This is a genomic window from Herminiimonas contaminans (assembly GCF_015645465.1).
Classification (GTDB): domain Bacteria; phylum Pseudomonadota; class Gammaproteobacteria; order Burkholderiales; family Burkholderiaceae_D; genus Oxalicibacterium; species Oxalicibacterium contaminans.
This window is the reverse complement of sequence record NZ_JADOEL010000005.1, coordinates 136,837-159,558: the sequence shown is the minus strand read 5'-3', so window position 1 is coordinate 159,558 and position 22,722 is coordinate 136,837. Positions and strand designations below refer to the sequence as shown.

25 protein-coding genes and 1 riboswitch are annotated in these 22,722 nt (G+C 55.2%); of the genes, 10 read left to right on the top strand and 15 right to left on the bottom strand.

Annotated elements, in window-relative coordinates; genetic code table 11:
• Positions 1-12: 12 nt before the first annotated feature.
• The 7 genes from tolB to IXC47_RS08845 all read right to left on the bottom strand — a co-directional run bounded on the left by tolB (position 13) and on the right by IXC47_RS08845 (position 6,459).
• A complete protein-coding gene (gene tolB, locus IXC47_RS08875; protein ID WP_175626388.1) occupies positions 13-1,284 on the bottom strand; it encodes a Tol-Pal system beta propeller repeat protein TolB in 1,272 nt (423 codons plus the stop codon).
• A 3-nt stretch (positions 1,285-1,287) separates the two neighbouring features.
• The gene (tolA, locus tag IXC47_RS08870) at positions 1,288-2,166 is read right to left on the bottom strand and encodes a cell envelope integrity protein TolA (protein ID WP_175626389.1); all 879 of its coding nucleotides are present in this window, start codon (positions 2,164-2,166) and stop codon (positions 1,288-1,290) included.
• A 24-nt stretch (positions 2,167-2,190) separates the two neighbouring features.
• Entirely contained in the window at positions 2,191-2,631 is a 441-nt protein-coding gene (locus IXC47_RS08865; protein WP_175626390.1) for an ExbD/TolR family protein, read from the bottom strand.
• A gap of 11 nt (positions 2,632-2,642) precedes the next feature.
• Entirely contained in the window at positions 2,643-3,335 is a 693-nt protein-coding gene (gene tolQ, locus IXC47_RS08860; RefSeq protein WP_175626391.1) for a protein TolQ, read from the bottom strand.
• Between the two features lie 124 nt (positions 3,336-3,459).
• The gene (gene ybgC / locus IXC47_RS08855) at positions 3,460-3,894 is read right to left on the bottom strand and encodes a tol-pal system-associated acyl-CoA thioesterase (RefSeq protein WP_195875344.1); all 435 of its coding nucleotides are present in this window, start codon (positions 3,892-3,894) and stop codon (positions 3,460-3,462) included.
• A 186-nt stretch (positions 3,895-4,080) separates the two neighbouring features.
• Complete coding sequence (locus IXC47_RS08850) at positions 4,081-4,827, bottom strand: SDR family NAD(P)-dependent oxidoreductase (protein ID WP_175626393.1); 747 nt, start codon at positions 4,825-4,827, stop codon at positions 4,081-4,083.
• Positions 4,828-4,947: 120 nt separating this feature from the next.
• On the bottom strand, positions 4,948-6,459 hold the full coding sequence (locus IXC47_RS08845; protein WP_195875343.1) for a leucyl aminopeptidase: 1,512 nt from the start codon (positions 6,457-6,459) through the stop codon (positions 4,948-4,950).
• A gap of 39 nt (positions 6,460-6,498) precedes the next feature.
• Between IXC47_RS08845 and lptF the strand changes: the two genes are divergently transcribed.
• From lptF to IXC47_RS08830, 3 genes are read left to right on the top strand one after another with little or no spacing between them, the layout of a single operon-like run.
• On the top strand, positions 6,499-7,626 hold the full coding sequence (gene lptF, locus IXC47_RS08840) for an LPS export ABC transporter permease LptF (RefSeq protein WP_195875342.1): 1,128 nt from the start codon (positions 6,499-6,501) through the stop codon (positions 7,624-7,626).
• The gene (lptG, locus tag IXC47_RS08835) at positions 7,623-8,771 is read left to right on the top strand and encodes an LPS export ABC transporter permease LptG (RefSeq protein WP_195875341.1); all 1,149 of its coding nucleotides are present in this window, start codon (positions 7,623-7,625) and stop codon (positions 8,769-8,771) included. Before lptF ends, lptG begins: the two co-directional genes overlap by 4 nt.
• Positions 8,771-9,142, top strand: a complete 372-nt coding sequence (locus IXC47_RS08830; protein WP_195875340.1) for a sirohydrochlorin chelatase — start codon at positions 8,771-8,773, stop codon at positions 9,140-9,142. Before lptG ends, IXC47_RS08830 begins: the two co-directional genes overlap by 1 nt.
• 6 nt (positions 9,143-9,148) lie before the next feature.
• On the opposite strand, the gene cobA is transcribed toward IXC47_RS08830, so the two are convergent.
• From cobA to IXC47_RS08795, 7 genes are read right to left on the bottom strand one after another with little or no spacing between them, the layout of a single operon-like run.
• Positions 9,149-9,868: a uroporphyrinogen-III C-methyltransferase gene (gene cobA, locus IXC47_RS08825; protein WP_195875339.1), complete on the bottom strand. Its 720-nt coding sequence runs from the start codon at positions 9,866-9,868 to the stop codon at positions 9,149-9,151.
• 26 nt (positions 9,869-9,894) lie between these two features.
• A complete protein-coding gene (locus IXC47_RS08820) occupies positions 9,895-11,229 on the bottom strand; it encodes a sulfate adenylyltransferase subunit 1 (protein WP_195875338.1) in 1,335 nt (444 codons plus the stop codon).
• Positions 11,229-12,164: a sulfate adenylyltransferase subunit CysD gene (gene cysD / locus IXC47_RS08815; protein WP_124575326.1), complete on the bottom strand. Its 936-nt coding sequence runs from the start codon at positions 12,162-12,164 to the stop codon at positions 11,229-11,231. Before cysD ends, IXC47_RS08820 begins: the two co-directional genes overlap by 1 nt.
• A gap of 6 nt (positions 12,165-12,170) precedes the next feature.
• Positions 12,171-12,899: a phosphoadenylyl-sulfate reductase gene (locus tag IXC47_RS08810; RefSeq protein WP_195875337.1), complete on the bottom strand. Its 729-nt coding sequence runs from the start codon at positions 12,897-12,899 to the stop codon at positions 12,171-12,173.
• The gene (locus tag IXC47_RS08805) at positions 12,896-13,423 is read right to left on the bottom strand and encodes a DUF934 domain-containing protein (RefSeq protein ID WP_175626401.1); all 528 of its coding nucleotides are present in this window, start codon (positions 13,421-13,423) and stop codon (positions 12,896-12,898) included. The genes IXC47_RS08810 and IXC47_RS08805 overlap by 4 nt, the downstream gene beginning before the upstream one ends.
• Entirely contained in the window at positions 13,416-15,110 is a 1,695-nt protein-coding gene (locus IXC47_RS08800; RefSeq protein ID WP_175626402.1) for a nitrite/sulfite reductase, read from the bottom strand. The genes IXC47_RS08805 and IXC47_RS08800 overlap by 8 nt, the downstream gene beginning before the upstream one ends.
• 9 nt (positions 15,111-15,119) lie before the next feature.
• Positions 15,120-15,893, bottom strand: a complete 774-nt coding sequence (locus IXC47_RS08795; RefSeq protein ID WP_124575322.1) for a sulfite exporter TauE/SafE family protein — start codon at positions 15,891-15,893, stop codon at positions 15,120-15,122.
• A gap of 158 nt (positions 15,894-16,051) precedes the next feature.
• Between IXC47_RS08795 and IXC47_RS08790 the strand changes: the two genes are divergently transcribed.
• The 6 genes from IXC47_RS08790 to IXC47_RS08765 all read left to right on the top strand — a co-directional run bounded on the left by IXC47_RS08790 (position 16,052) and on the right by IXC47_RS08765 (position 20,195).
• Positions 16,052-16,993, top strand: coding sequence for a CysB family HTH-type transcriptional regulator (locus IXC47_RS08790; RefSeq protein ID WP_175626403.1), 942 nt, complete (start codon positions 16,052-16,054; stop codon positions 16,991-16,993).
• A 38-nt stretch (positions 16,994-17,031) separates the two neighbouring features.
• Positions 17,032-17,688 (top strand): class I SAM-dependent methyltransferase, encoded by a 657-nt coding sequence (locus IXC47_RS08785; protein ID WP_175626404.1) that lies wholly within the window; start codon positions 17,032-17,034, stop codon positions 17,686-17,688.
• A 28-nt stretch (positions 17,689-17,716) separates the two neighbouring features.
• Positions 17,717-17,968: a hypothetical protein gene (locus IXC47_RS08780; RefSeq protein ID WP_175626405.1), complete on the top strand. Its 252-nt coding sequence runs from the start codon at positions 17,717-17,719 to the stop codon at positions 17,966-17,968.
• 27 nt (positions 17,969-17,995) lie between these two features.
• Positions 17,996-18,352, top strand: a complete 357-nt coding sequence (locus tag IXC47_RS08775) for a DUF6572 domain-containing protein (protein ID WP_195875336.1) — start codon at positions 17,996-17,998, stop codon at positions 18,350-18,352.
• A gap of 215 nt (positions 18,353-18,567) precedes the next feature.
• Entirely contained in the window at positions 18,568-19,551 is a 984-nt protein-coding gene (locus IXC47_RS08770) for a Bug family tripartite tricarboxylate transporter substrate binding protein (RefSeq protein WP_124575318.1), read from the top strand.
• 140 nt (positions 19,552-19,691) lie between these two features.
• Entirely contained in the window at positions 19,692-20,195 is a 504-nt protein-coding gene (locus IXC47_RS08765; RefSeq protein ID WP_195875335.1) for an arsinothricin resistance N-acetyltransferase ArsN1 family B, read from the top strand.
• A 33-nt stretch (positions 20,196-20,228) separates the two neighbouring features.
• Here IXC47_RS08765 and xth read toward each other — a convergent pair whose 3' ends face one another.
• On the bottom strand, positions 20,229-20,993 hold the full coding sequence (xth, locus tag IXC47_RS08760) for an exodeoxyribonuclease III (protein ID WP_175626408.1): 765 nt from the start codon (positions 20,991-20,993) through the stop codon (positions 20,229-20,231).
• Positions 20,994-21,200: 207 nt separating this feature from the next.
• A riboswitch (ZMP/ZTP riboswitch) is annotated at positions 21,201-21,322 on the top strand.
• A gap of 145 nt (positions 21,323-21,467) precedes the next feature.
• Here xth and glyA point away from each other — a divergent pair.
• Complete coding sequence (glyA, locus tag IXC47_RS08755; protein WP_175626409.1) at positions 21,468-22,712, top strand: serine hydroxymethyltransferase; 1,245 nt, start codon at positions 21,468-21,470, stop codon at positions 22,710-22,712.
• Positions 22,713-22,722: the final 10 nt, after the last annotated feature.

The window sequence follows — 22,722 nt, the reverse complement described above, 5'->3', positions numbered from 1 at the left end:
ATATGGTGTGCATTATTTCATAAACGGGCCCCATGTGGGCTCACGTATATCGCCTGCCTGCGTGGTCAGGCGCTGTTTTACCTGACCATCAACCGAAACCACTGCCAGGGTGCCGCGACGGCCGGACTCGGTTGCATACATCAAATATTTACCGTTAGGCGAAAAGCTCGGTGATTCGTCTTTGACGGTATCCGACAAGCGTTGTTCCTGACCATTGGTCAAATCCAGCAGAAATAGTTGGAATTTGCCTTCGCGACGCGAAATATAGGCCAAATATTTGCCATCTGGCGAAATACGCGGGCTGATGTTGTAGCTGCCGCTGAAGGTGACGCGACGCGCTTCACCACCATTTGCGCCCATTTTGTAGATTTGCGGGCCGCCGCTGCGGTCACTGGTGAAGTAGATGCTTTGACCGTCAGCCGAGAATTGCGGCTCGGTGTCGATGCCGTTCGAGTTGCTCAGGCGGCGCAGGCCGGTACCGTCGGCGTTGACGACGAAGACCTGGGTCAGGCCGTCACGCGAGAGTGCGACTGCCAGGCGATTGCCGTCTGGTGCCCACGATGGTGCCGAGTTGCTACCCTTGAAGTTGGCGGCGACGGTACGTTTGCGGCTCACCAGATCCTGGATGTAGACGACAGGTTTTTTGTTTTCAAATGAAACATAGGCAACTTTGGTGCCGTCTGGCGACCATGAAGGCGAGATGATAGGTTCATTCGAGCGCAGTGCGACTTGAGTGCCTTCACCGTCGGAGTCAGCGATTTCGAGGCGGAATTCCTTGGCCGATTTGGTGACGTAAGCAATGCGGGTGGCGAACGCGCCCTTGATGCCGGTCAGTTTTTCATAGACGTCGTCAGCTACTTTGTGTGCCGAGACGCGCAGGAATTGTGGTTGCGAGGCCAGCGCCAGTGATGACAGCTGTGTACCTTTGACGGTGTCGAACAGACGATAACGCACTTCAAAGCGACCATCGGCCAGGCGCGATACGCTGCCGACTACGATCGCATCCGCGCCACGGGATTTCCAGTCGGCAAGGTTGAGCTGCGAGTTTTCGGTCAGGACGCCACCGGTATCGATGATTTTGAAGAAGCCGCTGCGTTGCAGGTCAGCCTTGATGATGGCGCTGATTTGCTGCGGAGCAAGCGTTTCGTCACCGAAGGCTGCAATCGCGACCGGAATCTGGTTGGCGCCGACACCTGCAATTTCCACCCGTAATTGTGCATGGGCGAGGGTGGTAATGAAGAGGGCAATTACCGCGAATGAGCGTAAGAAAGTCGTCTTTATCATGGCTTACTGATCTTTCGGTTTGTGAACGACGATAAAGCGGCTCGGAACGGTGCCGGATTTATCGGGTGGGAAAGGTTGCGAACGTTCGATCGCGCGTTTGACGGCTTCATCGAAACCGCCGACGCCTGATGACTTGCGCAGACGCGGTTCACCGCGCAGCGAGCCGTCAGGCAGCAGTTCGACATCGAATTCGACAGCAGGATTCCCGCTTAAGTTGTCAGGTACGATAAATGTCGTGTTTTGACGGATCTTGGCACGAATTTTATCGGCATAGCCACTATCCGCACGGCCGCTGCCTTGCGATTTGGCTGCTTCGCCGGTACCGCCACTGCCGACGGCACCAGTCAGGCGACGCATTTCGTCGGCACGTATCTTGTCGCGCACGGCGGCATCGGCTGCTTCCTGTTTGCGTTTTTTCTCAAGGTCAGCTTTTTGCTGTTGCTCGGCGGCTTTTTTATCGGCGGCCTGCTTATCCAGCTTTTGCTGTTTGTCCTGTTCAGCCTGTTGCTTGAGCTTTTTCTCTTTTTCTTCCTGCGCCAGTTTGTCCTTGCGCTCCTGCTCTTTGCGTTTCTTTTCGCGTTCGAGCGCGATGTCTACTTTCGGTGCAGGCGGTTCTATCGGCTCCGCTTTAGGCGTTTCCTTGATGATGGGCTTGGGTTCAGGTTTGGGTTGTGGCGTAGGCTCCGGTTCCGGCGGCAACGGTGCCGCTTCCTTTGCTTGCATGTCCCAGATCTCGGCTTGTACTGCGACCGGGGTTTCGCTTTGCCAGTCTATCCCTATCCAGAAAAACACCAGCAGCGCAGCATGCACCGCTGCCGCCAGCGTAATGGCGCGCCAGCGACCTGGTTCTTTCGGTACGGTGTACGGGGTGGTATCTGTCATAAAACTGCGGTTATAAAACTGGCTTCACTTGGTTGCCAGCCCAACTCGCTCTATCCCAAGTTTTTTGGCTTCCGAGATGGCTTGTATCACCTCGTCGTATTTGATGTTTTTATCGGCCGAAATCATGACTGGCAATTCCGGACGATCAGCGTGTATGGCTTGCAGTTTTTGCGCCAGTGCAGCGCGATTGGCGGCAGTCTCGGTTGCTGCCTTGCCGCTTTTGCTGCCCGCGATAGTCAGCGTGGCTGAGGTGTCCGGACGCAAGTCTATGCGTATGTATTCGGTCGGCGGCAAGGTCGATTTAGCTGCGTTCGGCAGATTGATGACGCCAGGATTGGTGAGCGGTGCCGCCACCATGAAGATCACCAGCAATACCAGCATGACGTCGATATACGGCACGACGTTGATTTCGGATTTGAACTTGCGGGAACGGCCGCCGCGCATGCTACCGGATGAGAATGACATCGCTGGCGTCCTTATCGGGTCTGGCGTTGCAGGATGTTCGAGAATTCTTCAACGAAGCTCTCGAAACGTATCGCCAGGCGATCGATATCGTGCGAGTAACGGTTGTAAGCAACCACGGCCGGGATCGCAGCGAACAGGCCGATTGCGGTTGCGATCAGTGCTTCGGCAATACCTGGTGCAACTGCAGCTAGGGTAGCTTGCTGTACGTTGGCCAGGCCACGGAACGCATTCATGATGCCCCATACAGTACCGAACAAACCGACGTAAGGTGACACCGAACCGACCGAGGCCAGGAAGGCGAGGTGAGATTCCAGTGCATCCATTTCACGCTGGTAAGCAGCACGCATGGCACGACGTGCACCGTCGAGGCGGGCATTGATGTGGAAAGCGTCGTTAGCACCCTTGGCTTTGTTGAATTCGCTCATGCCGGCTTCAAAGATGCGTTCCAGTGCTCCGGTCGAACCATTGTTTTTGCGACGGTTGGACGTGGCTTCGAGGTAGAGGGTGTTGAGGTCGCCACCGGACCAGAAGGCGCGTTCGAATTCTTCTGTTTGCAAACGCGCGTTTTTGATCGCGAACATTTTGCGGAAGATATAAGTCCAGCTCATGACCGACACGGCCAGCAAAAGCGCCATGACGAGTTGTACAAGAACCGAAGCGTTGGTGATGAGGTGGACGAAGGAAAGGTCTTGGGTGACGGTCATGGAAGTGTGATTTAGTCGAATTTGGTCAATTGTATGCGTATCTTGCTTGAGGCGGTGCGGTTTTGCCTTGCATTTGCCTTATGTATTTATGTCTGGAGCGCCTTGCGGGCAGATGTTTTACCGCTTAATCTGCCGCGCGTGGTTCCAGGGTTTTAATGCTATCCATTACCTGGCTGGGAATCTGGCTGGGTTTGAAGTTCTGTGTATCGACGCAACCGACTTTGATGCGTCCGGTCGCCAGCAATTCTTTATGCTCGCCGTTGATACGCCACGCTTCCTGTATGAACTGCACCGAAGCGCGGCCCATCCTTTCGACTACGACCGTTAATTTCAGTTCATTATCGAGTTTGGCTGGTGCGTGATAGTCCACTGCGGTGCTTTTGACGACGAACATGACGCCATGCGTTTCGGTCATCAATTGCTGGTTGATACCGGCGCTGCGCAGCCATTCGGTGCGCGCGCGCTCAAAGAATTTCAGGTAGTTGGCGTAGAAGACGACGCCACCGGCATCGGTATCTTCATAGTAGACGCGTACGGTCCACGTAAAATTTAACAACATCTTGGATATTTACCCTGGCTGGACAGTGCTGCAGCAGTGTCCTGTAGTGTGCTGATGAATACTGCAAATCAATGTTCGATTATCGATGATATTTAATCAGCATTACAAGCTTGTTACCTGAATTTACAGTTTTGGCTGCAGATAGCGCCTGCTTGCAGCCAAAATCCGGTGCTTTTAGGGGTCGCTTCAGGTATTGCGCTTGATGAACAGCGGTCCGAAACCCTGGCAAGTCGGCATCAATTCGATGTGGTTGATGTTGACGTGGGCGGGCAGGGTCGCGATCCAGTATGCAGTTTCGGCAATATCGGCCGGGCTCAGTGGCACCGTACCTTCATATACCTTGGCCGCAGCGGCATCATCTTTCAGCCTTACATTCGAGAATTCAGTGCCGCCAGCCAGACCCGGTGCGATATTCGACGCCCGGACGCCGGTTCCGACCAGGTCGGCACGCAGGTTGCGGGTGAATTGGTCGACGAAGGCTTTGCTGGCACCATAGACGTTGGCCCCCGGATAGGCATAAGCGCCAGCGCTGGAACTGATGTTGATGATGGTGCCGCGATTGCGCTTGAGCATTTCCGGCAGCAACAGGCGGGTGACGGTGACCAGACCCTTGCAGTTGGTCTCTATCATGGTTTCCCATTGTTCCAGCGAGGCGGATTGTGCCGGAGCGACGCCGAGCGCGAGACCGGCGTTATTGATCAGGACATCAATTTCTTGCCATTCCGGCGGCAGGCTGGCCAATGCTGCGGCGATGGATGCCTTGTCGGTGACGTCCATGGGAACGGTCAGTACCGACGCGCCGATTTCTGCGGCGAGCTCATCCAAGCGATCCTGGCGGCGCCCGGTAGCGATTACTTTGTGACCATGTTGTGCAAATTTGCGTGCCATTTCAGCGCCGAAGCCTGAAGTTGCACCTGTGACCAGAACGATCATGGGATTTCCTTTATGGAAAGAGTGCGTGCTTATGATGGGATAAGCAGTAGTACCGGATGCTGAATAAAACTGCGCATCCAGCCTTGCGGCCAGATGCGCATGGTTCTGCCTGGGGCTACCTTATTTGGCGGCTTGCGCGCGGTTAATCAGGAAGGTGGTCAGCAGGGGCACCGGACGTCCGGTTGAACCCTTGGCTGCGCCGCTTTTCCATGCGGTACCCGCGATGTCCAGATGCGCCCAGGTGTATTTCTTGGTGTAGCGCTCGAGGAAGCAGGCTGCGGTGACTGAGCCAGCTGCCGGGCCGCCGATATTCGCCATGTCGGCAAAATTCGACTTCAGTTGCTCCTGATAGCTGTCTTCGATAGGCAAGCGCCATGCGGTGTCGCCTGCAACTTTACCGGCTGTGAGCAATTCGTTGGCCAGCGCGTCGTGCGCATCGTCATTGCGGGTGAACAAGCCGGAGTTGTGATGACCGAGCGCGACGATACAGGCACCGGTCAGGGTTGCCACGTCGACTACAGCTGCCGGTTTGAAGCGTTCGACATAGGTCAGCGCGTCGCACAATACCAGGCGGCCTTCGGCATCCGTGTTCAGGATTTCGATGGTCTGGCCGGACATGGAGGTGACGATGTCACCTGGTTTGGTCGCGCTGCCGGACGGCATGTTTTCGCAGGTCGGGATGACGACGATGACGTTGAGCTTGAGTTTGAGCTCGGCAATCGCGCGCATGGTACCGAGCACGGAAGCCGCGCCACCCATGTCGTATTTCATTTCATCCATGGCTGCGCCCGGTTTCAGCGAGATGCCGCCGGAATCAAAGGTGATGCCTTTGCCGACCAGCACGACAGGCGCATCCTTGGCTTTGCCGCCGTTGTGCTTGAGGACGATGAATTTAGGTGGTTCGACGCTGCCGTTGGTGACGGACAGGAAGCTGCCCATTTTGAGTGCCTGCAATTGCTTGCGGTCCAGCACTTCGACGTCCAGCTTGAATTCTTTCGCCATTTTCTTGGCGGTATTGGCCAGGTAGGTCGGGGTGCAGACATTGGCCGGGAAGTTGCCCAGGTCCTTGGTCAGCTCCATACCGTTGGCCACGGCTACTGCCTGGGTAATCGCTTCCTTGGCGCTGTTGACTGCTGCCGACGGCACGGCAAAGGCGATTTTCTTGACGCCGTTGGGTGCCGGGTCTTTCTTGCTTTTCAGGCTGTCGAAACGGTAAGCCGCTTCGCGTGCGCTGAGGATGGTGCTGCGGATAGACCATGCGCTGTCGCGGCCGGTGACGGCGTCAAATGGCAGGGCAATGACAGCTTCGGTGCTGCCGAGGGTAGTAAATGCACGCACTACGGCCTGGGCCGCAGCGTTGAAATCCTTTTCAGACACCGCGTCCTGCTTGCCGAGGCCGACCAGCAATACGCGTTCAGCAACGCCGCCGTTCAGGCCGCGCAGCAGCAGGCTGGAGCCAGCCTTGCCGGTAATGTCGCCGGACTTGAGCGCAGCGCTGATTTCGCCCTTGCGATCCAGTGCCTGTGCTGCCGATGACAGTTTCTTATCTTCAAATACGGCAACTGCGATACAGCCCGTCTTGATAGCGCCGATAGTGCTTTTTGCGTCCAATGGTTTTATGCTAAAGTCCATGCGTTACTCTCCTTGTCGATTCACGATTATAGCCTCCCAATGATTTTTCAGCGCGCGCTCCGACGCGATTTGCTAAGTACCGCTGGCGCCGTCTTCACTACCCTTTTTACTATTACGATCACGGTCACCTTGATTCGTATTCTGGGGCAGGCTGCGGGTGGCAAGATCGCGTCCGCTGATGTGGTCGCGTTGCTCGGTTTTTCCGCACTCAATTACCTGCCCATCCTGTTGAACCTGACCGGCTTTGTCGCCGTGTTGCTGGTGGTAACGCGTAGTTACCAGGATTCCGAGATGGTGGTCTGGTTCGCGTCCGGCCTCAGCTTGGCCAAATGGATACGGCCGGTCCTGATGTTTGGCCTGCCTATCGTGACACTTACGGCAGTACTCAGCTTTTTCCTGACGCCCTGGTCCAATCAGCAAAGCGCTGTATATAAAGAGCGCTATGCGAACCGTGAAGATATCGCCCGCGTCTCGCCGGGTAAATTCCAGGAGTCTTCGTCGTCCGACCGCGTCTTCTTCGTTGAAGGTGTGTCCGGTGATTCGACCAAGGTGAAGAATATTTTCGTCAGCAGCATGCGCAACGGCAAGACCAGCGTGGTGGTGGCGAAAGAGGGCACGGTAGAGATAGATCCATCTGGCGATAAATTCCTCGTCATGCATCAGGGACGCCGCTATGACGGTGTGCCGACCCAATCCGATTTTGAGTTGATGGAGTTTGATCGTTACGGCGTGCTGGTTGCCAGCCAATCGAAAGCGCTGGTTGGCGATACCTCGGCGCGTGCGACTTCGACCCGTGAGCTCCTGAGCCAGCGGAATAACTTCAACGACGGCGAATTGTTATGGCGTATCTCGCTGCCTTTGATGGGCATCCTGCTGATGCTGCTGGCGATCCCGCTCGGCTTCGTCAATCCGCGTGGTGGCCGTTCGGCCAACTTGCTGATCGCGCTGTTCCTGTTTGTCTTCTATAGCAATATGCTGAGTTACGCACAGGCGACCGTGGTGCAAAACCGTTCGACCCTGTTGCTGGCCTGGTGGCCGGTGCATCTGGTGGCGCTGATCGTGCTCGCAGTTTTTTTTGCGTGGCGCCTGAAAGTGAATAGCCGTTATCACCCATTGGTGGCCTGGTCGGCGCTCAAGCGCACTTGCCTGGGACGGAAGGCGGCATGAAGATCCTGCAAAAATATTTTTCACTGGAAATCGGCCGTTCAGTCCTGTTCGTGCTGATCGCCTTCCTCGCCTTGTTTGCCTTCTTCGATATGGTCGGCGAGCTGAAGTCGGTCGGTCATGGCGGCTACAAGATCCAGCATGCTTTCCTGTACGTCGTGATGGAAATGCCAGGCTATGTGTATGAGCTGATGCCGATTGCTGCCCTGATCGGTACGATCTGGGCGCTGTCGCAATTCGCGGCACGGTCGGAATTCACCATCATGCGCGCATCCAGCATGTCGACTGCGATGGTGGGCATGATTCTGTTCAAGATCGGCGTGGTGTTCGCACTGATTACCTTTGTGTTCGGTGAATTTGTCGTGCCTATCACGTCGAATATGGCGGAGAAGATACGCGTCACCAGCCAGGGCGGTGCGCTGGCGCAGGAATTCCGTTCCGGCCTGTGGACCAAGGATGTGATTCGTACCAATGGCCAGGACGGTGAAGTCGTAGGCTCGCGTTTCGTCAACGTGCGTGAACTGAAGTCCGATGGCAAGCTGGTGAACCTGAAGATTTACGAGTTCAATCGCAATTTCCACCTGACCGCATTGATCACGGCAGGCTCGGCAGATTACGCCGGTGGCAATACCTGGACTTTGCATGACGGTACCGAAGCAGCATTCGGCGAAACCAAATTACAGGGTGCGGTCACCGCAACCGATATCACCACCGCGATTTCGACCAGCAAGTTTGCCAGCAAATCGCTGGTGTCCGAAATGACACCGGAGATCCTGTCGGTAGGCTTTACCGATCCGGCCACCATGTCCGCCATCGCACTGGTGAATTACACGCAATACCTGTCGGAAAACAATCGCGATACCGTGCGTTATGAAATCGCGTTGTGGAAGAAAATCGTTTATCCATTCGCCGTGTTCGTCATGATGGCGCTGGCCTTGCCGTTTGCTTATCTGCATTTCCGCTCCGGTGGCGTCAGCCTGAAGATTTTTACCGGCATCATGATAGGTGTCAGCTTCCAGTTGATTAACAGCCTGTTCTCGCATCTGGGTTTGCTCAATACCTGGCCGCCATTTGCGACGGCCATCCTGCCGAGTTTGTTATTCCTGACGGTGGCAGTGGGTGCCTTGCTGTGGGTTGAGCGTCACTGATGAAGACGCGTGCGCTGATCCTGTTTGCGCATGGTGCGCGCGATCCGCGCTGGGCCGAACCGTTCCAGCGCTTGCAGGCGCTGGTGCAGGCGCAATCGCCCGAGTCAGTGGTAAAGCTGGCTTTCCTGGAATTGATGACGCCGCGTTTACCTGAGCTGACTGCTGAGTTGGTACAGGCTGGCGTGACAGATGTGACGGTCGTCCCGGTCTTCCTTGGGCAGGGCGGTCATGTGCGGGCGGATTTGCCGCGCATCGTAGACGAATTGAAGCAACAACATCCTGCCGTCAGTTTCAAGATCGTTGAAGCAGTCGGGGAAAATGAACAGGTACTGAAGGCGATGGCCAGTTATTGCGTGGCCACGTTGGGTTGACTCTACTCAATCACGTGCGGCGAGCGCTGCACCTATCATCACCAGCACCGGTCCCTGCGTATCCAGCAAACCGCGTTCCAGTTCGCGCAAGTTCATGCGCACTATCTTTTGATTCGCCAGACTGCAGTTTTCCACGATGACGACGGGCAGGTCGGGGGATCGACCTTGTTCCAATAGTTTTTGTGCGGTGACCATGGCTTCACGGCCGCCCATGTACTGGATCAGCGTGTCGCAATCCGGCAGTGTGAGCTGGTCCGGTTGATTCGGTGCTGTGGCGGAAGTAAAAAAGGCAATGCTGCGTGCGATGCCGCGTTTGGTCAGCGGTAGCTGGGCCGCTGCGGCAGCAGCGAAAGCGGTGGTGATGCCCGGTATGATTTCGATTTCTATGCCGTGCGCTTCGAGCGCATGCAGTTCTTCATCGGCGCGTCCGAACAACATCGGATCGCCGCCTTTCAGGCGTACCACCAGTTTGTATTTGGCAGCGCAATCGACCAGCAGTTGATTGATCGCGAGTTGCGCGGTAGAGCGCTGGCCGCTGCGTTTGCCGACAGAGATTTTCTCTGCCTGCGGACACAGCTCCAGCATTTCTGGTGTGACCAGTGCGTCGTGCAGCACGACATCGGCTTGCGCCAGGATGCGCGCACCGCGTACGGTGATCAGATCGACGGCACCGGGCCCGGCACCGATCAGATAGACTTTGCCGTACGCTTTTTTCGTTTCAGTCATGCTGCAGTGTTTCTGGCTAGCGCCTCTTAAGCCAGACGGATCATGCCGGCAGCCACGGTTTGATGCGTGACTTCGTCAATCAGGATGAAGGAACCGGTGGAACGGATTTCATCATAGGCATCTGCGGCCAGTGGTTGCGCAACATTCAGCGTGACGCGTGCGATACCGTTGAGTTTGACTTCATCAGCAGGACGTTTTTCCTGGGTATTGATGTCGAGCAGGGTATCAATCTTGGTTACACGTGCAGCCACTTGACGGGTGGTGTGCTTGAGCCAGTATTTGCGACGGGTATCCAGCGCTTCTTCCGACAGCCAGCACAGGTCTGCAGTCACGGTCTTGAGCAATTCAGCCGGACGGTTTGCAGCGGACAACATGTCGCCACGCGAAATGTCGACATACTCTTCCAGCAGCAGGGTGATCGATTGACCGACCACTGCCTGTTCCAGCGAACCATCGAGGGTCTGGATATCTTTGACGGTGGCAGTCTGGCCGCTAGGCTGGATCACCAGCTTGTCACCCTTGCTGACTTTACCGGCTTCGATACGGCCCATATAACCACGGAAGTCATCGGCTTCATGGCCGTTGTGACGCGCGACCAGTTGTACCGGGAAGCGGAATGGTTCGTCGTGCGATTCATCGTAGACACTAAGCGATTCCAGCAATTCGATCAGGGTAGGACCCTGATACCACGGCATATTGCCTGCGCTTTCAACCACGTTGTCACCAGTGAGGGCGGACAGCGGGATAGGGCGGATGTCTTTCAGGCCCAGTGTTTTGGCGAATTCCGAGTAGGCTGCCACGATGCGGTCGTAGACGGTCTGGTCATAGTTGACCAGATCCATTTTGTTGACAGCCACAATGACGTGTTCGATTTGCAGCAAGTGTGCGATGGTCGAATGGCGTTTGGTCTGGATCAGCAATTTCACGCTGCCGTCGTCGCCCAGTTTGACCTTGGAGACGTCGATCAGGATGATGACGGCGTCTGCAGTCGACGCACCAGTCACCATGTTGCGGGTGTATTGCTCGTGGCCCGGGGTGTCGGCGATGATGAATTTGCGTTTAGGCGTAGCGAAGTAGCGATATGCTACGTCGATGGTGATACCTTGTTCACGTTCTGCTTCCAGGCCATCGGTCAGCAAGGACAAGTCGATGGTGTCGCCGACGGTGCGTTTGTGCTTGGCACGCGACATCGCATCCAGCTGATCAGCGAAGATGCCTTTGCTGTCGAACAGCAGGCGACCGATCAGTGTGCTTTTGCCGTCGTCGACGGAACCAGCGGTAATGAAGCGCAGCAGGCCGCGTTCAGCCGATGGGTTAGCGGCATTCTTGCCCGACAATTGATCTGCAACTACAGCGTTCATTAGAAATATCCTTCTTTTTTACGTTTTTCCATCGATGCTTCGGACGTCTGATCGTCCATGCGGGTCGCGCCGCGCTCGGTGATTTGGGTGACAGCTGTTTCTGCAATGATCGCTTCAACGCTATCGGCATCCGACGAGACCGGGCAGGTGCAGGAGATGTCGCCGACGGTACGGAAACGTACGGTCTGGGTTTCGACGGTTTCGCCTTCCTTGGCCGGGGTCAATGGTGTCAGTGGTACCAGCAAGCCATTGCGCGGAATTACTTCACGCTGATGCGCAAAGTAGATCGACGGCAGTTCGAGTTTTTCGCGGGCGATGTATTGCCAGACGTCGAGTTCGGTCCAGTTCGAGATCGGGAACACGCGCATGTTTTCGCCCGGGTGGACGCGGGTGTTGTACAGGTCCCAGAGTTCAGGACGTTGTGCCTTGGGATTCCATTGGCCGAATTCATCGCGGAAGGAAAAGATACGTTCCTTGGCGCGTGCTTTTTCTTCATCACGGCGGGCACCGCCTATGCAGGCGTCGAATTTGTGTTCAGCGATGGTTTCCAGCAAGGTCACAGCTTGTGCTGCATTGCGCGAGTCGGTCAAAGGATTGCGCAGGCGCACGGTGCCGCGTTTGATCGAGTCTTCGACCGAACCAACGATCAGGCGTTCGCCCAGTTCAGCCGCGCGCTTGTCGCGGAAGGAGATCACTTCGTCGAAGTTGTGACCGGTGTCGATGTGCACCAGCGGGAACGGGAATTTGCCAGGACGGAACGCTTTTTCCGCCAGGCGCAACATCACGACCGAGTCCTTGCCGCCGGAAAACAGCAATGCCGGGTTGGCGCATTCAGCTGCCACTTCACGCATGATGTGGATGGCTTCCGATTCCAGCCAGTCCAGGTGCTTGTTGCTGGCGCTATCGAGGAATAATTTGTCGACTACTGTGTTCATAGGATCTCAGGCGTTAGTTGCTACGGGTTTGATTCTGATCAGCTTGCCGTCTACGACGTGCAGGCCGCATTCCTTGGATTCCGGGTTTTCCCACCACCAGCGTCCGGCGCGTACGTCTTCGCCTGGCTGGATGGCACGGGTGCAGGGTTCGCAACCGATGGATGGATAACCTTTGTCGTGCAGCGGGTTGTATGGCACATGGTTGCTGCGTATGTAGTGCCAGACATCCTCTTCCGACCAATCCGCGAGCGGATTGAATTTGGTCATTGCATGCGCATCGTCCTGTTCCTGCACATCGAGTGCGGCGCGGGTGGTCGATTGCGCACGACGCTGGCCGGTCACCCACGAGTGCTTGCCTGCCAGCGCGCGGTTCAGAGGTTCCACCTTGCGGATACGGCAGCATTCTTTACGCATGTCGACGCTTTCATAGAAAGCGTTGAGGCCGTTTTGCTGGACGTACGCTTCCACCGCTTCCGGTTGCGGGCGATACAGCTCGACGTCGTAACCGTAGGTTTCCTTGATGCGGTCCAGCACGCTCAGCGTTTCTGCATGCAGGCGGCCGGTTTCCAGCGTAAAAATGCTGATAGGCAGTTTGTCGCGCAGGATCATGTCGGTCAGCACCATATCTTCCGCCGCCAAGCTGGAAGCGAAGACTGCAGGTGCGAATTGATCCGCTACGCGCTGCAGTATTTCCTTGGTGGCCGCTACCAGCGCGGCGAAATCTGCATCATTCATTTTGGTGCCGCAGCCTGACGATCTACACGACGGAACAAAGGTGTCTTTTTGTCCCACGATTGCTGATAGCTTTCGGAGAAGTCACTCAAGCCTTTCAATGCATCGTTGACGTCACGGTCAGCGCGCACTGCAAACGAGTTGAAGCCGACGCGCTGCATGTAGAACAATTGATCGCGCAATACATCGCCGACTGCACGCAGTTCGCCGGTGTAGTCGAAGCGCATGCGCAGGTTGTAAGCGATCGAGTAACCACGACCGTCACCAAATTTAGGGAAGTCGACTGCGATCATTTGCAGGGTGGCGGTGTCGTCTTTCAATGCTTCCGGACGTTCGTCGCTGGCGAGCCAGACGCCGACATCGTTGCGTGCTTTCAGGGTAGCAGCCTGTGCCTGCCAGACGGTCAGCGGGACGATGACTTTACCGGCTGGGACCACAACGGTTTCAGCAGTTTCACCTTCTGCCAGGCGCAGCAGGTTCCAGTCGTCGGTGCCGACTACGGCTTTGTCTTTGATGATGTTAAGCATATGCATCTTCTCCTGCGGCGTGCGCTACCTTGATCGGTGTTGCGTACACATGTTCCTTGAATGGCGTGACGCCGATACGGCGTGTGGTATCGATGAAGCGTTCATCTTCGATACGGTCGCGGACATAGACTTCGAGCAGGCGTTCGATCACGGTCGGCATTTGATGTGCCGAGAACGATGGGCCGATGATTTTGCCGATCGAGCTGGTATTGCCTTGTGCACCGCCGATAGATACCTGGTACCACTCAGCGCCGTCTTTATCGACACCCAGAATGCCGATGTTGCCGACGTGATGGTGACCGCAGGCATTGATACAGCCGGAGATGTTGAGTTCGATATCGCCGATGTCATGCTGGAAGTCGAGGCTGTCGAAACGCTCAGCTATCGCTTCCGCGATAGGAATCGATTTGGCATTGGCCAGCGAGCAAAAGTCGCCGCCAGGGCAGCAGATGATGTCGGTCAGCAAGCCGATGTTAGGTGTAGCGAGGCCGTGCGATTTAGCCGCTTCCCATACTGCGTAGAGATCGGCAATCTTGACGTCGGACAATACGACGTTTTGTTCATGCGTAACGCGCAGTTCGCCAAAGCTGTAGCGATCAGCCAGCTCCGCCATGAAGTCCAGTTGTTCGGCAGTTGCGTCGCCCGGCGGTACGCCGGTTTTCTTCAACGACAGCACGACTGCGGCATAGCCACTTACTTTGTGTGCCTTGACGTTGCGGCTGAGCCAGCTGTTGAAGGCTTTGTTTTCTGCCTTGTGCTGTTCAAACGCTGCATCTGTTGCTGGCAGGGTGTCGTAAGCAGGCATGGTGAAGAATGCGGAAACGCGTTGCAGCTCTTCTTCAGTCAGGGTGCCCGGACCGTCCTTGATGTCTTGCCATTCTGCTTCGACCTGGCGACGATATTCATCGATACCGATTGCTTTAACCAGGATCTTGATACGCGCTTTATAAATATTGTCGCGACGGCCGTATTGGTTGTAGACACGCAGGATTGCTTCCAGATAGGTCATGACGTGACGCCATGGCAGGAATTCGCAGATCACGCTGCCGAGGATAGGAGTACGGCCCATGCCACCGCCTACCATAACGCGGAAGCCGACTTCGCCTTGTTCGTTCTTGATCACGTGCAGGCCGATGTCATGCACGGCAGTTGCCGCACGGTCTTCGACTGCGCCATTGATGGCGATCTTGAATTTACGTGGCAGGTAAGCGAATTCCGGATGGAAGGTGCTCCATTCGCGGATGATTTCAGCATACGGACGCGGATCGACGATTTCGTCGGCGGCGACGCCAGCCAGTTCGTCCGAAGTGGTGTTGCGGATGCAGTTACCGGAAGTCTGGATCGCGTGCATCTCGACCGAAGCCAGTTCAGTCAGGATGTCTGGAGTCTGTTCCAGGTTGATCCAGTTGAACTGGATGTTTTGACGGGTCGTGAAGTGACCATAGCCGCGGTCGTACTTGCGGGCGATATGGCCGAACATGCGCATCTGCGCCGACGACAGCAGGCCGTACGGTACGGCGATGCGCAGCATGTAGGCGTGGCGTTGCAGGTAGAGGCCGTTTTGCAGGCGCAGGATACGGAATTCATCCTCTGCCAGTTCGTCGGACAAGCGACGACGGACTTGATCGCGGTATTGCGCGATGCGTTCTTTAACGATTTGATGGTCGTATTGATCGTAGCGATACATCTCAATTCCTTAGTAAACTAACTTGAAGGCAACGGTCGTCAGCGTGGTAGCCAACAGAACGCGCAATACTTTTTCCGGTATGGCTCGTGACGCCAGCGATCCGAGGGTGATGCCCGGCACGGAGCCCAGCAACAGCATGGCCAGTAATTCCCAATGGATCGATCCGAGCCACCAGTGGCCGAGCGCCGCAATTGCGGTCAAAGGCACTGCATAGGCTATGTCGGTACCGGCAATTTCGGCCGGTGTCAGGCGTGGATAAAGCAGAACCAGTATGGTGGCGCCGATTGCTCCTGCACCAATAGACGAGATTGTAACCAATGTACCGAGAATTGCACCCGAAACTATGGTCGCTATGACCAGTTTTTTGCCGTGGAATTGACGGTTGGGATGAGCGCTCATCCAGTTTTGCAGGCGGGTACGGAAAATCAGCGCGATCACGGTCAGCATGACGGAGCCGGCGATCGAGTAGCGTATGACCTGGCCGATTTCCTTGTCGAGGCCGCCGAGGTACTTCAATACGAGGGTAGTCAGCACCGCTGCAGGCAGTGCGCCCAGGCAGAGTTGCTTGACGATATCCCAGTGCACATTGCCCTTGTAACGGTGGGCAAAAGTGCCTGCGATCTTGGTGGTCGAAGCGAAGGCGAGGTCGGTCCCGACCGCTACCGTTGGCGAGACGCCAAACAGCAGGGTAAGGAGCGGTGTCATCAGGGAGCCGCCGCCGACACCGGTCAGACCGACCAGTAAACCGACAGCAAAACCTGAAACAATATAAGTAACCGACATAAGACCTCGCGCAAAGTAGGGCGAATAGTAATAAACTTGAGCCTTATTCCAAACTACTTACTAATTATTTGCTTATATGCTTTTTTGGCATAAGCAATAATGAAAAATGACTGGAACGCGCAAATGCGTGTATTCAGTTGAAAACATGAGGGGAAGACATGAATCTTCATCAACTTCGCTTCGTCCGGGAAGCGGTGCGGCAGAACTTTAATTTGACCGAGGCTGCCAAGGCACTGTTTACCTCTCAACCAGGTGTCTCCAAGGCAATTATTGAGTTGGAAGAAGAGCTGGGCGTCGATATTTTCTCGCGCCACGGCAAGCGTATCCGCGGCCTGACCGAGCCGGGACGGGCAGTTTTGAAGTCGGTTGAGCTGATCATGCAGGAAATTGACGGCCTCAAACGCATAGGCAATGAATTCGCCGCACATGACAGCGGCAGCTTTACGATCGCCACCACGCATACCCAGGCGCGCTATTCGCTGCCTAAGGTAGTACAGGCGTTTACACAGAAATTCCCCAAGGTGCGCTTGTCATTGCTGCAAGGCAACCCGAAGCAGGTCGCCGATATGGTGCTGATGGACCAGGCTGACCTGGCAATCGCCACCGAATCGATCGCCAGCATAGATGGCCTGATCTCCTTGCCGTGCTATCAATGGGAGCATCAGGTGGTGGTGCCGGTAGACCATCCCTTGCTCAAGTCCAAGTCGATCACGCTGGAAGAATTAACCGCTTACCCGCTGATTACATATGACAGCGCGTTTGCCGGACGCAACAAGATAGACCATGCGTTCAGTCTGCGTAACCTGAAGCCGGATGTGTTGCTGGAAGCGATCGATGCGGATGTGATTAAAACCTATGTCGAACTGGGCATGGGTATAGGCATCATCGCCGGTATGGCTTTCGATCCGGAGCGCGACAAGAACCTGCGTGCGATTCCGGCCGGACATTTGTTCGGTACCAATGTGTCACGCGTGGCGCTGAAGCAGGGCGCATACTTGCGCAGCTATGTATTTACGTTCATCGAGTTGCTGACGCCTACCCTCAACCGCAAGCTGGTCGAGCAGGTCTTGAACGGCGAAAAAGACATGTATGAACTTTGAATGAGTATTCACTATTTTGAACTGGAAGCAGAAGCAGCATGATTAAACCGGTAAACACCGATATGGCCGAGTACTACGCGGTCCGCGATAACTTCGATGAAGAGGATATCGAAAACCCGGACGGCGCAGATGCGCTGGACGACATCATGGACAATCTGCGCAACCTGATGACAGACCAGCATGTGCTGGAACTGGCGTGCGGCGATGGCTACTGGACCGATGAGCTGGCGGAATACGCGGCATCGGTGCTGGCAACCGACATCAATCCGGGTTTGCTGGAGCAAGCCAAAACCCGTGAGTTGCCGGAAGATATCGTGCAGTTTGCAGTTGCTGACGCGCTCGATCCCAAGGTTGAAGGTGAGTTCACTGCCTGCTTCGCCGGTTTCTGGTGGTCGCATGTGCGCCGCCAGGATCAGGTGGAAGTGATAGGTCGCATCCGCAAGATCATAGGTGCGGACGGCTTGCTGGTGCTGGTCGACAATTCGCAGGTCGATACCGAGAAAACCGTGATCGCGCGTACCGACCTGGAAGGCAATACCTACCAGATCCATGCGGCACCAAATGGTGAGCGTTACGAAGTCCTGAAGAATTACTACACCAGCAGCACCTTGCGCAAACGCCTGGGCCCTTTGCTGAAAGATATGCGTGTTCATTATTTTGAACATTACTGGATGCTGACCGCGCGTTTGCGCTAAGTCGCCTGTACCCTAAGCCGAGGAAAGTATGAGATCAACCAAAGCCACCGCCGCCGTTGAGCGACTGAAAGAACGTAGCGGGAATGAACACTATGCAATGGTGCGTACTTCTGAGGAGTTGTTTTATCTGGTCGATAACGCCGGTGATAAGCCGGTCATCGTCAGCGAACGTTTGCCGCTAGATGAATTCGTCATCTTCGTCAAAGCCTACGGTCCGCAGAAGCCGCGCCGCCAGACCAAGTCCGATATTGCTTTCGAAAAGCAACTGATCAAGCGCTGAATCTACAGTGCCCGCCGGACTGCGCGCATGACCGTAGAACAAACCGAACTGATAGATAGCGTCAGCCTGGATCAGGCGGGCGCAGTCTGCACTTTGGCTATCATCGACGACCTGGTTTGGGACGACCTGCATTTACAGCTGTTACAAACCAAGCTGAATACCTGTCTGCGCTATATAGAAAGTGGCGAAATTTTTGTCGCGTATCCGGCGTTGCAGGAACTGGTTGAGCAGGGGCTGGATTTTGCAATTGAGCTGCGCTGCATCTACGCACCCGGCAGCCACGCGAATTTGTTTCTCGAGAGTGCAGGAAATATCATCCGTGACGCAGGCTATATCCTGCGGGTAGGGCCACTCGGCTCTGACTATGCAGATGAGGCCTTGTAAGCCTGTAGTAAGGATTTGCAGCGATAAACGTCGGCATGTCAGTTGCATATGCGCTGCGTAAAAATCGTTATGAGGATACCGAATGAGGTATCCTTCCCCACCTAGGCGTAATATCCGTCGCCTTTGCCCTTAGCGATTCTGGTTTTGTGTTCTTTTTGGCATGCCTTGAGGCCGCAATCCCTGGAGCGTGATTTACTTTTTATAAGGATTGAATGATGAGACAACTATCCCGCGGCAGCAAATTACTCCTGTGCGCATTCGCAGCAGCAGCGAGTTTTTCTGCCAACGCCCTGGCCCAAAGCTGGCCAAATTCAACGGTAACGGTCGTGGTGCCTTGGCCACCAGGCGGTCCATCTGATATCGCAGCGCGTCCAGTCGCTAAACGTTTGACCGAAGACCTCGGCCATCCATTCGTGATCGATAACCGCGGCGGTGGCGGCGGCAACATCGGTAGTGCAGCAGTGGCACGTGCACCAGCAGACGGTAACACCCTGCTGATCACATCCAGCGCGCCTATCGTGATCAATCCTAGCCTGTACAAGAAAATGACCTTTGATCCGAGCAAGGATCTGGTACCTATCACCAACCTGCTGCGCGTGCCGCTGGTCCTGGTTGCCAACCCTGCCGTACCTGCCAACAATTTGAAAGAATTGATGGCATACATCAAGGCGCAAAAAGGTCAGTTCTCCTACGCTTCCGCTGGTTCGGGCACACCACAGCACATGACTGGTGAATTGTTCAAAAGCGTCACCAAACTGGAAATGACGCACGTTCCTTACAAAGGTTCGGCGCCAGCAATTTCCGATCTGTTGGGCGGTCACATTCCTGTGATGTTCGACAGTATGATCGCGATCATGCCGCACATTAAGAGTGGCAAGGTAAAAGCAATTGCAGTGTCCGGTGCACACCGTTCGCCACAATTGCCTGACGTACCTACTTTCGCTGAATCCGGCGTGCCGGCAGTGGTTTCCTACGCCTGGTACGGTTTCTTCGCGCCAGCAGGTACACCAAAAGCGATCGTGAACAAGATCAATGCTGAAACACAAAAAATCATGAAAGAGCCAGCATTCCAAAAAATCCTGGCAGATACCGGCTCTGACTATGTCGGCGACACCCCGGAAAACTTCGCTGCCTTCGTAAAAGAAGAGTCAGTGAAATGGGCGAAAGTCGTGAAAGAAAGCGGCGCGACCGTAGACTGATCATGACTTGCTATCCTGCATGGATAGCTAGCCAGTTAGCTCCCAAAGCCCTGTCCGAGACAGGGCTTTTTTTATTGTGTATTCAGTTTGCAGTGCTGATTTCGGTACACTACAGCTATCCCATTTTCATGAACCTCATCATGTCTGAAGCCATACGCCCGGCGACGCGCAACGATGCTGCGGCCATCTGCGAGATCTACAATCATTACGTGCTCAACACCGTCATCAGCTTTGAAACGGAAGCAGTGAGTGTGGATGAAATGCGGGCGCGCATAGACGACACGTTGCAGCAGTTTCCGTGGCTGGTGTACGAAGTTGACGGGCGCATACTCGGCTATGCCTACGCCAGCAAGTGGAAAGTCAGGAAGGCTTACCAGCATTCCGTCGAAGGCTCGGTCTATCTGTCGCAGGATAGTGGCGGACGCGGGGTTGGTACGCGCTTGTATCAGGCGCTGATCGGTGAACTGGCACAACTATCCGTACATGCAGTACTAGGCGGAATAGTCCTGCCGAATCCGGGCAGCGTGGCGCTGCATGAAAAACTGGGCTTTGTGAAAGTTGCGCACTTGCCGCAGATAGGGCGCAAGTTCGAGCAGTGGCTGGATGTCGGCTACTGGCAACTTATTCTGGACGAGAAAAACTGACCAGCTGCTGAGCTGCAACTGGTCGCTCGCGTTTTAATCCAGGGTTGCAATCACTGGTGTGTGATCTGAAGGTTGTTCCCATTTGCGCGGTACCTTGTCGATCACGCAGGCGGTGCAGCGTTTGGCCAGCGCGGGCGACAGCAGGATGTGATCGATACGCAAGCCACGGTTCAGGCGGAAGCCCATCTGGCGGTAATCCCACCAGCTATACAGTTTCTCCGGTTGCTCAAACATGCGGAAAGCATCGGTGAAGCCCATTTCCTGCATGCGTACAAACGCAGCGCGTTCCGGTTCCGAAACCAGTACCTGGCCTTGCCAAGCGACCGGATCGTGTACATCGCGGTCTTCCGGTGCGATGTTGTAGTCGCCGAGCAGTGCGACGTTTTCATGCTGCTTCAACTCCTGCGCCAGCAATGCATGCAAGCCTGCGAGCCAGCGCAATTTGTATTGATACTTGTCCGATTCCAGTGACTGACCATTCGGGATGTAGGCGCAGATGATGCGCACGCCTTGTATGGTGCCGATGATGATGCGCTGGTGTTCATCTTCAAACAGCGGATTGTTTTTGACTACATCTGTAATCGGATGGCGCGACAGGATGGCCACGCCGTTATAGGTTTTCTGACCGGTGTAGACGACGTGGTAACCGGCGGCCTCTATCTCCGCGACCGGAAATTTTTCATCGACAGTTTTGGTTTCCTGCAGGCAGAGCACATCCACCGGATTGTCGGTCAGCCATTGCAGGACTTGCGGCAGGCGGACTTTGAGGGAGTTGACGTTCCAGGTGGCGATTTTCATATGTGCAGCTATCCATTCGTGATGCGGGTGGGGCGTGCAGGCGGGGCAAAAGTTTGCACTTGTGCATGACGGCTGCGCGACAGATGCAGAATTGTATCAGTGCTACCGTGGTCGGCGTGACTGGCCGAATATTGTCATTTATTCATGCCATCTGCGCCGGCTGCCGCTTGCCGAAAACAGGCGCTTGTCGTAGAATCCTTGCACCATTTCGTCTCACGTGACTGGCGAATCCGGCTGATTTTCCTGCTGTTCTGGGTCAATTACGTCGTAAGGTGGGCTTACCCACCGTGAAGCGTGAGATTTCATTGCCGTGCGCCTGGGTAGCCCGAATGGAGAGTACGACTGAGGCTGCCTGCAAATTCCGGTTCCGGCCTCCTCATTCGATCCCAGGTAGTGTTGATTTAGCATGTTGTGATTCGTCACGGCCTGCGCGATTTAGCTTCCTGCCCATTTTTTGAACGATTGGAGTGATTCATGTTTTCAAAAGACCAGACCTTAGCAAAAACAGACGCAGAACTGTGGTCGGCCATCCAGAAGGAAAATACACGTCAGCAAGAACACATCGAGCTGATCGCATCCGAGAACTACACTTCGCCTGCGGTGATGGAAGCGCAAGGTACACAACTGACCAATAAATACGCCGAAGGTTATCCGGGCAAGCGTTACTACGGTGGTTGTGAATACGTCGATATCGTTGAGCAACTCGCGATCGACCGCCTGAAACAACTGTACGGCGCTGATGCTGCCAACGTACAACCGAACTCCGGCTCGCAAGCCAACCAGGGTGTGTTCCTGGCAGTCCTGAAACCAGGCGACACCATCATGGGCATGTCGCTGGCTGAAGGCGGTCACCTGACACACGGCATGGCATTGAACATGTCGGGCAAATGGTTCAACGTTATTTCCTACGGCCTGAACGACAAGGAAGAAATCGATTACGAAGCCATGGAACGCCTGGCACGTGAGCATAAGCCTAAGCTGATCATTGCCGGTGCTTCTGCTTATGCATTGCGTATCGACTTCGAACGCTTCGCCAAAATCGCCAAGGAAATCGGTGCTTACTTCATGGTCGACATGGCGCACTACGCCGGTCTGATCGCAGCAGGCGAGTACCCGAACCCGGTTCCTTATGCCGACTTCGTCACTTCGACCACGCACAAATCGTTGCGTGGTCCACGCGGCGGTTTCATCCTGATGAAGGCAGAGCACGAGAAGATCATCAACTCGGCCATCTTCCCAGGCTTGCAAGGTGGCCCGCTGATGCATGTCATCGCTGGTAAAGCGGTAGCGTTCAAGGAAGCATTGGCACCAGAATTCAAAACCTATCAGCAACAAGTCGTGAAAAATGCAGACGCGCTGGCGAAGGCATTGATCGCACGTGGCTTGCGCATTGTTTCGCATCGCACCGAATCGCATGTGATGCTGGTCGACCTGCGCGCGAAGAAGATCACCGGTAAGGATGCAGAAAGCCTGCTCGGTTCCGCGCACATCACCTGCAACAAGAACGCGATCCCTAACGATCCGGAAAAACCATTTGTCACTTCGGGTATTCGCCTCGGCAGCCCTGCGATGACGACCCGTGGTTTCAAGGAAGCGGAAGCGACCAAAGTAGGTAACCTGATCGCCGACGTGCTGGAAAATCCAAATGATGCGGCGACCATCGAACGCGTCAAAGCGGAAGTGAAAAAACTGACGGACGCTTTCCCGGTCTACGGTTGAGTTTGATTTA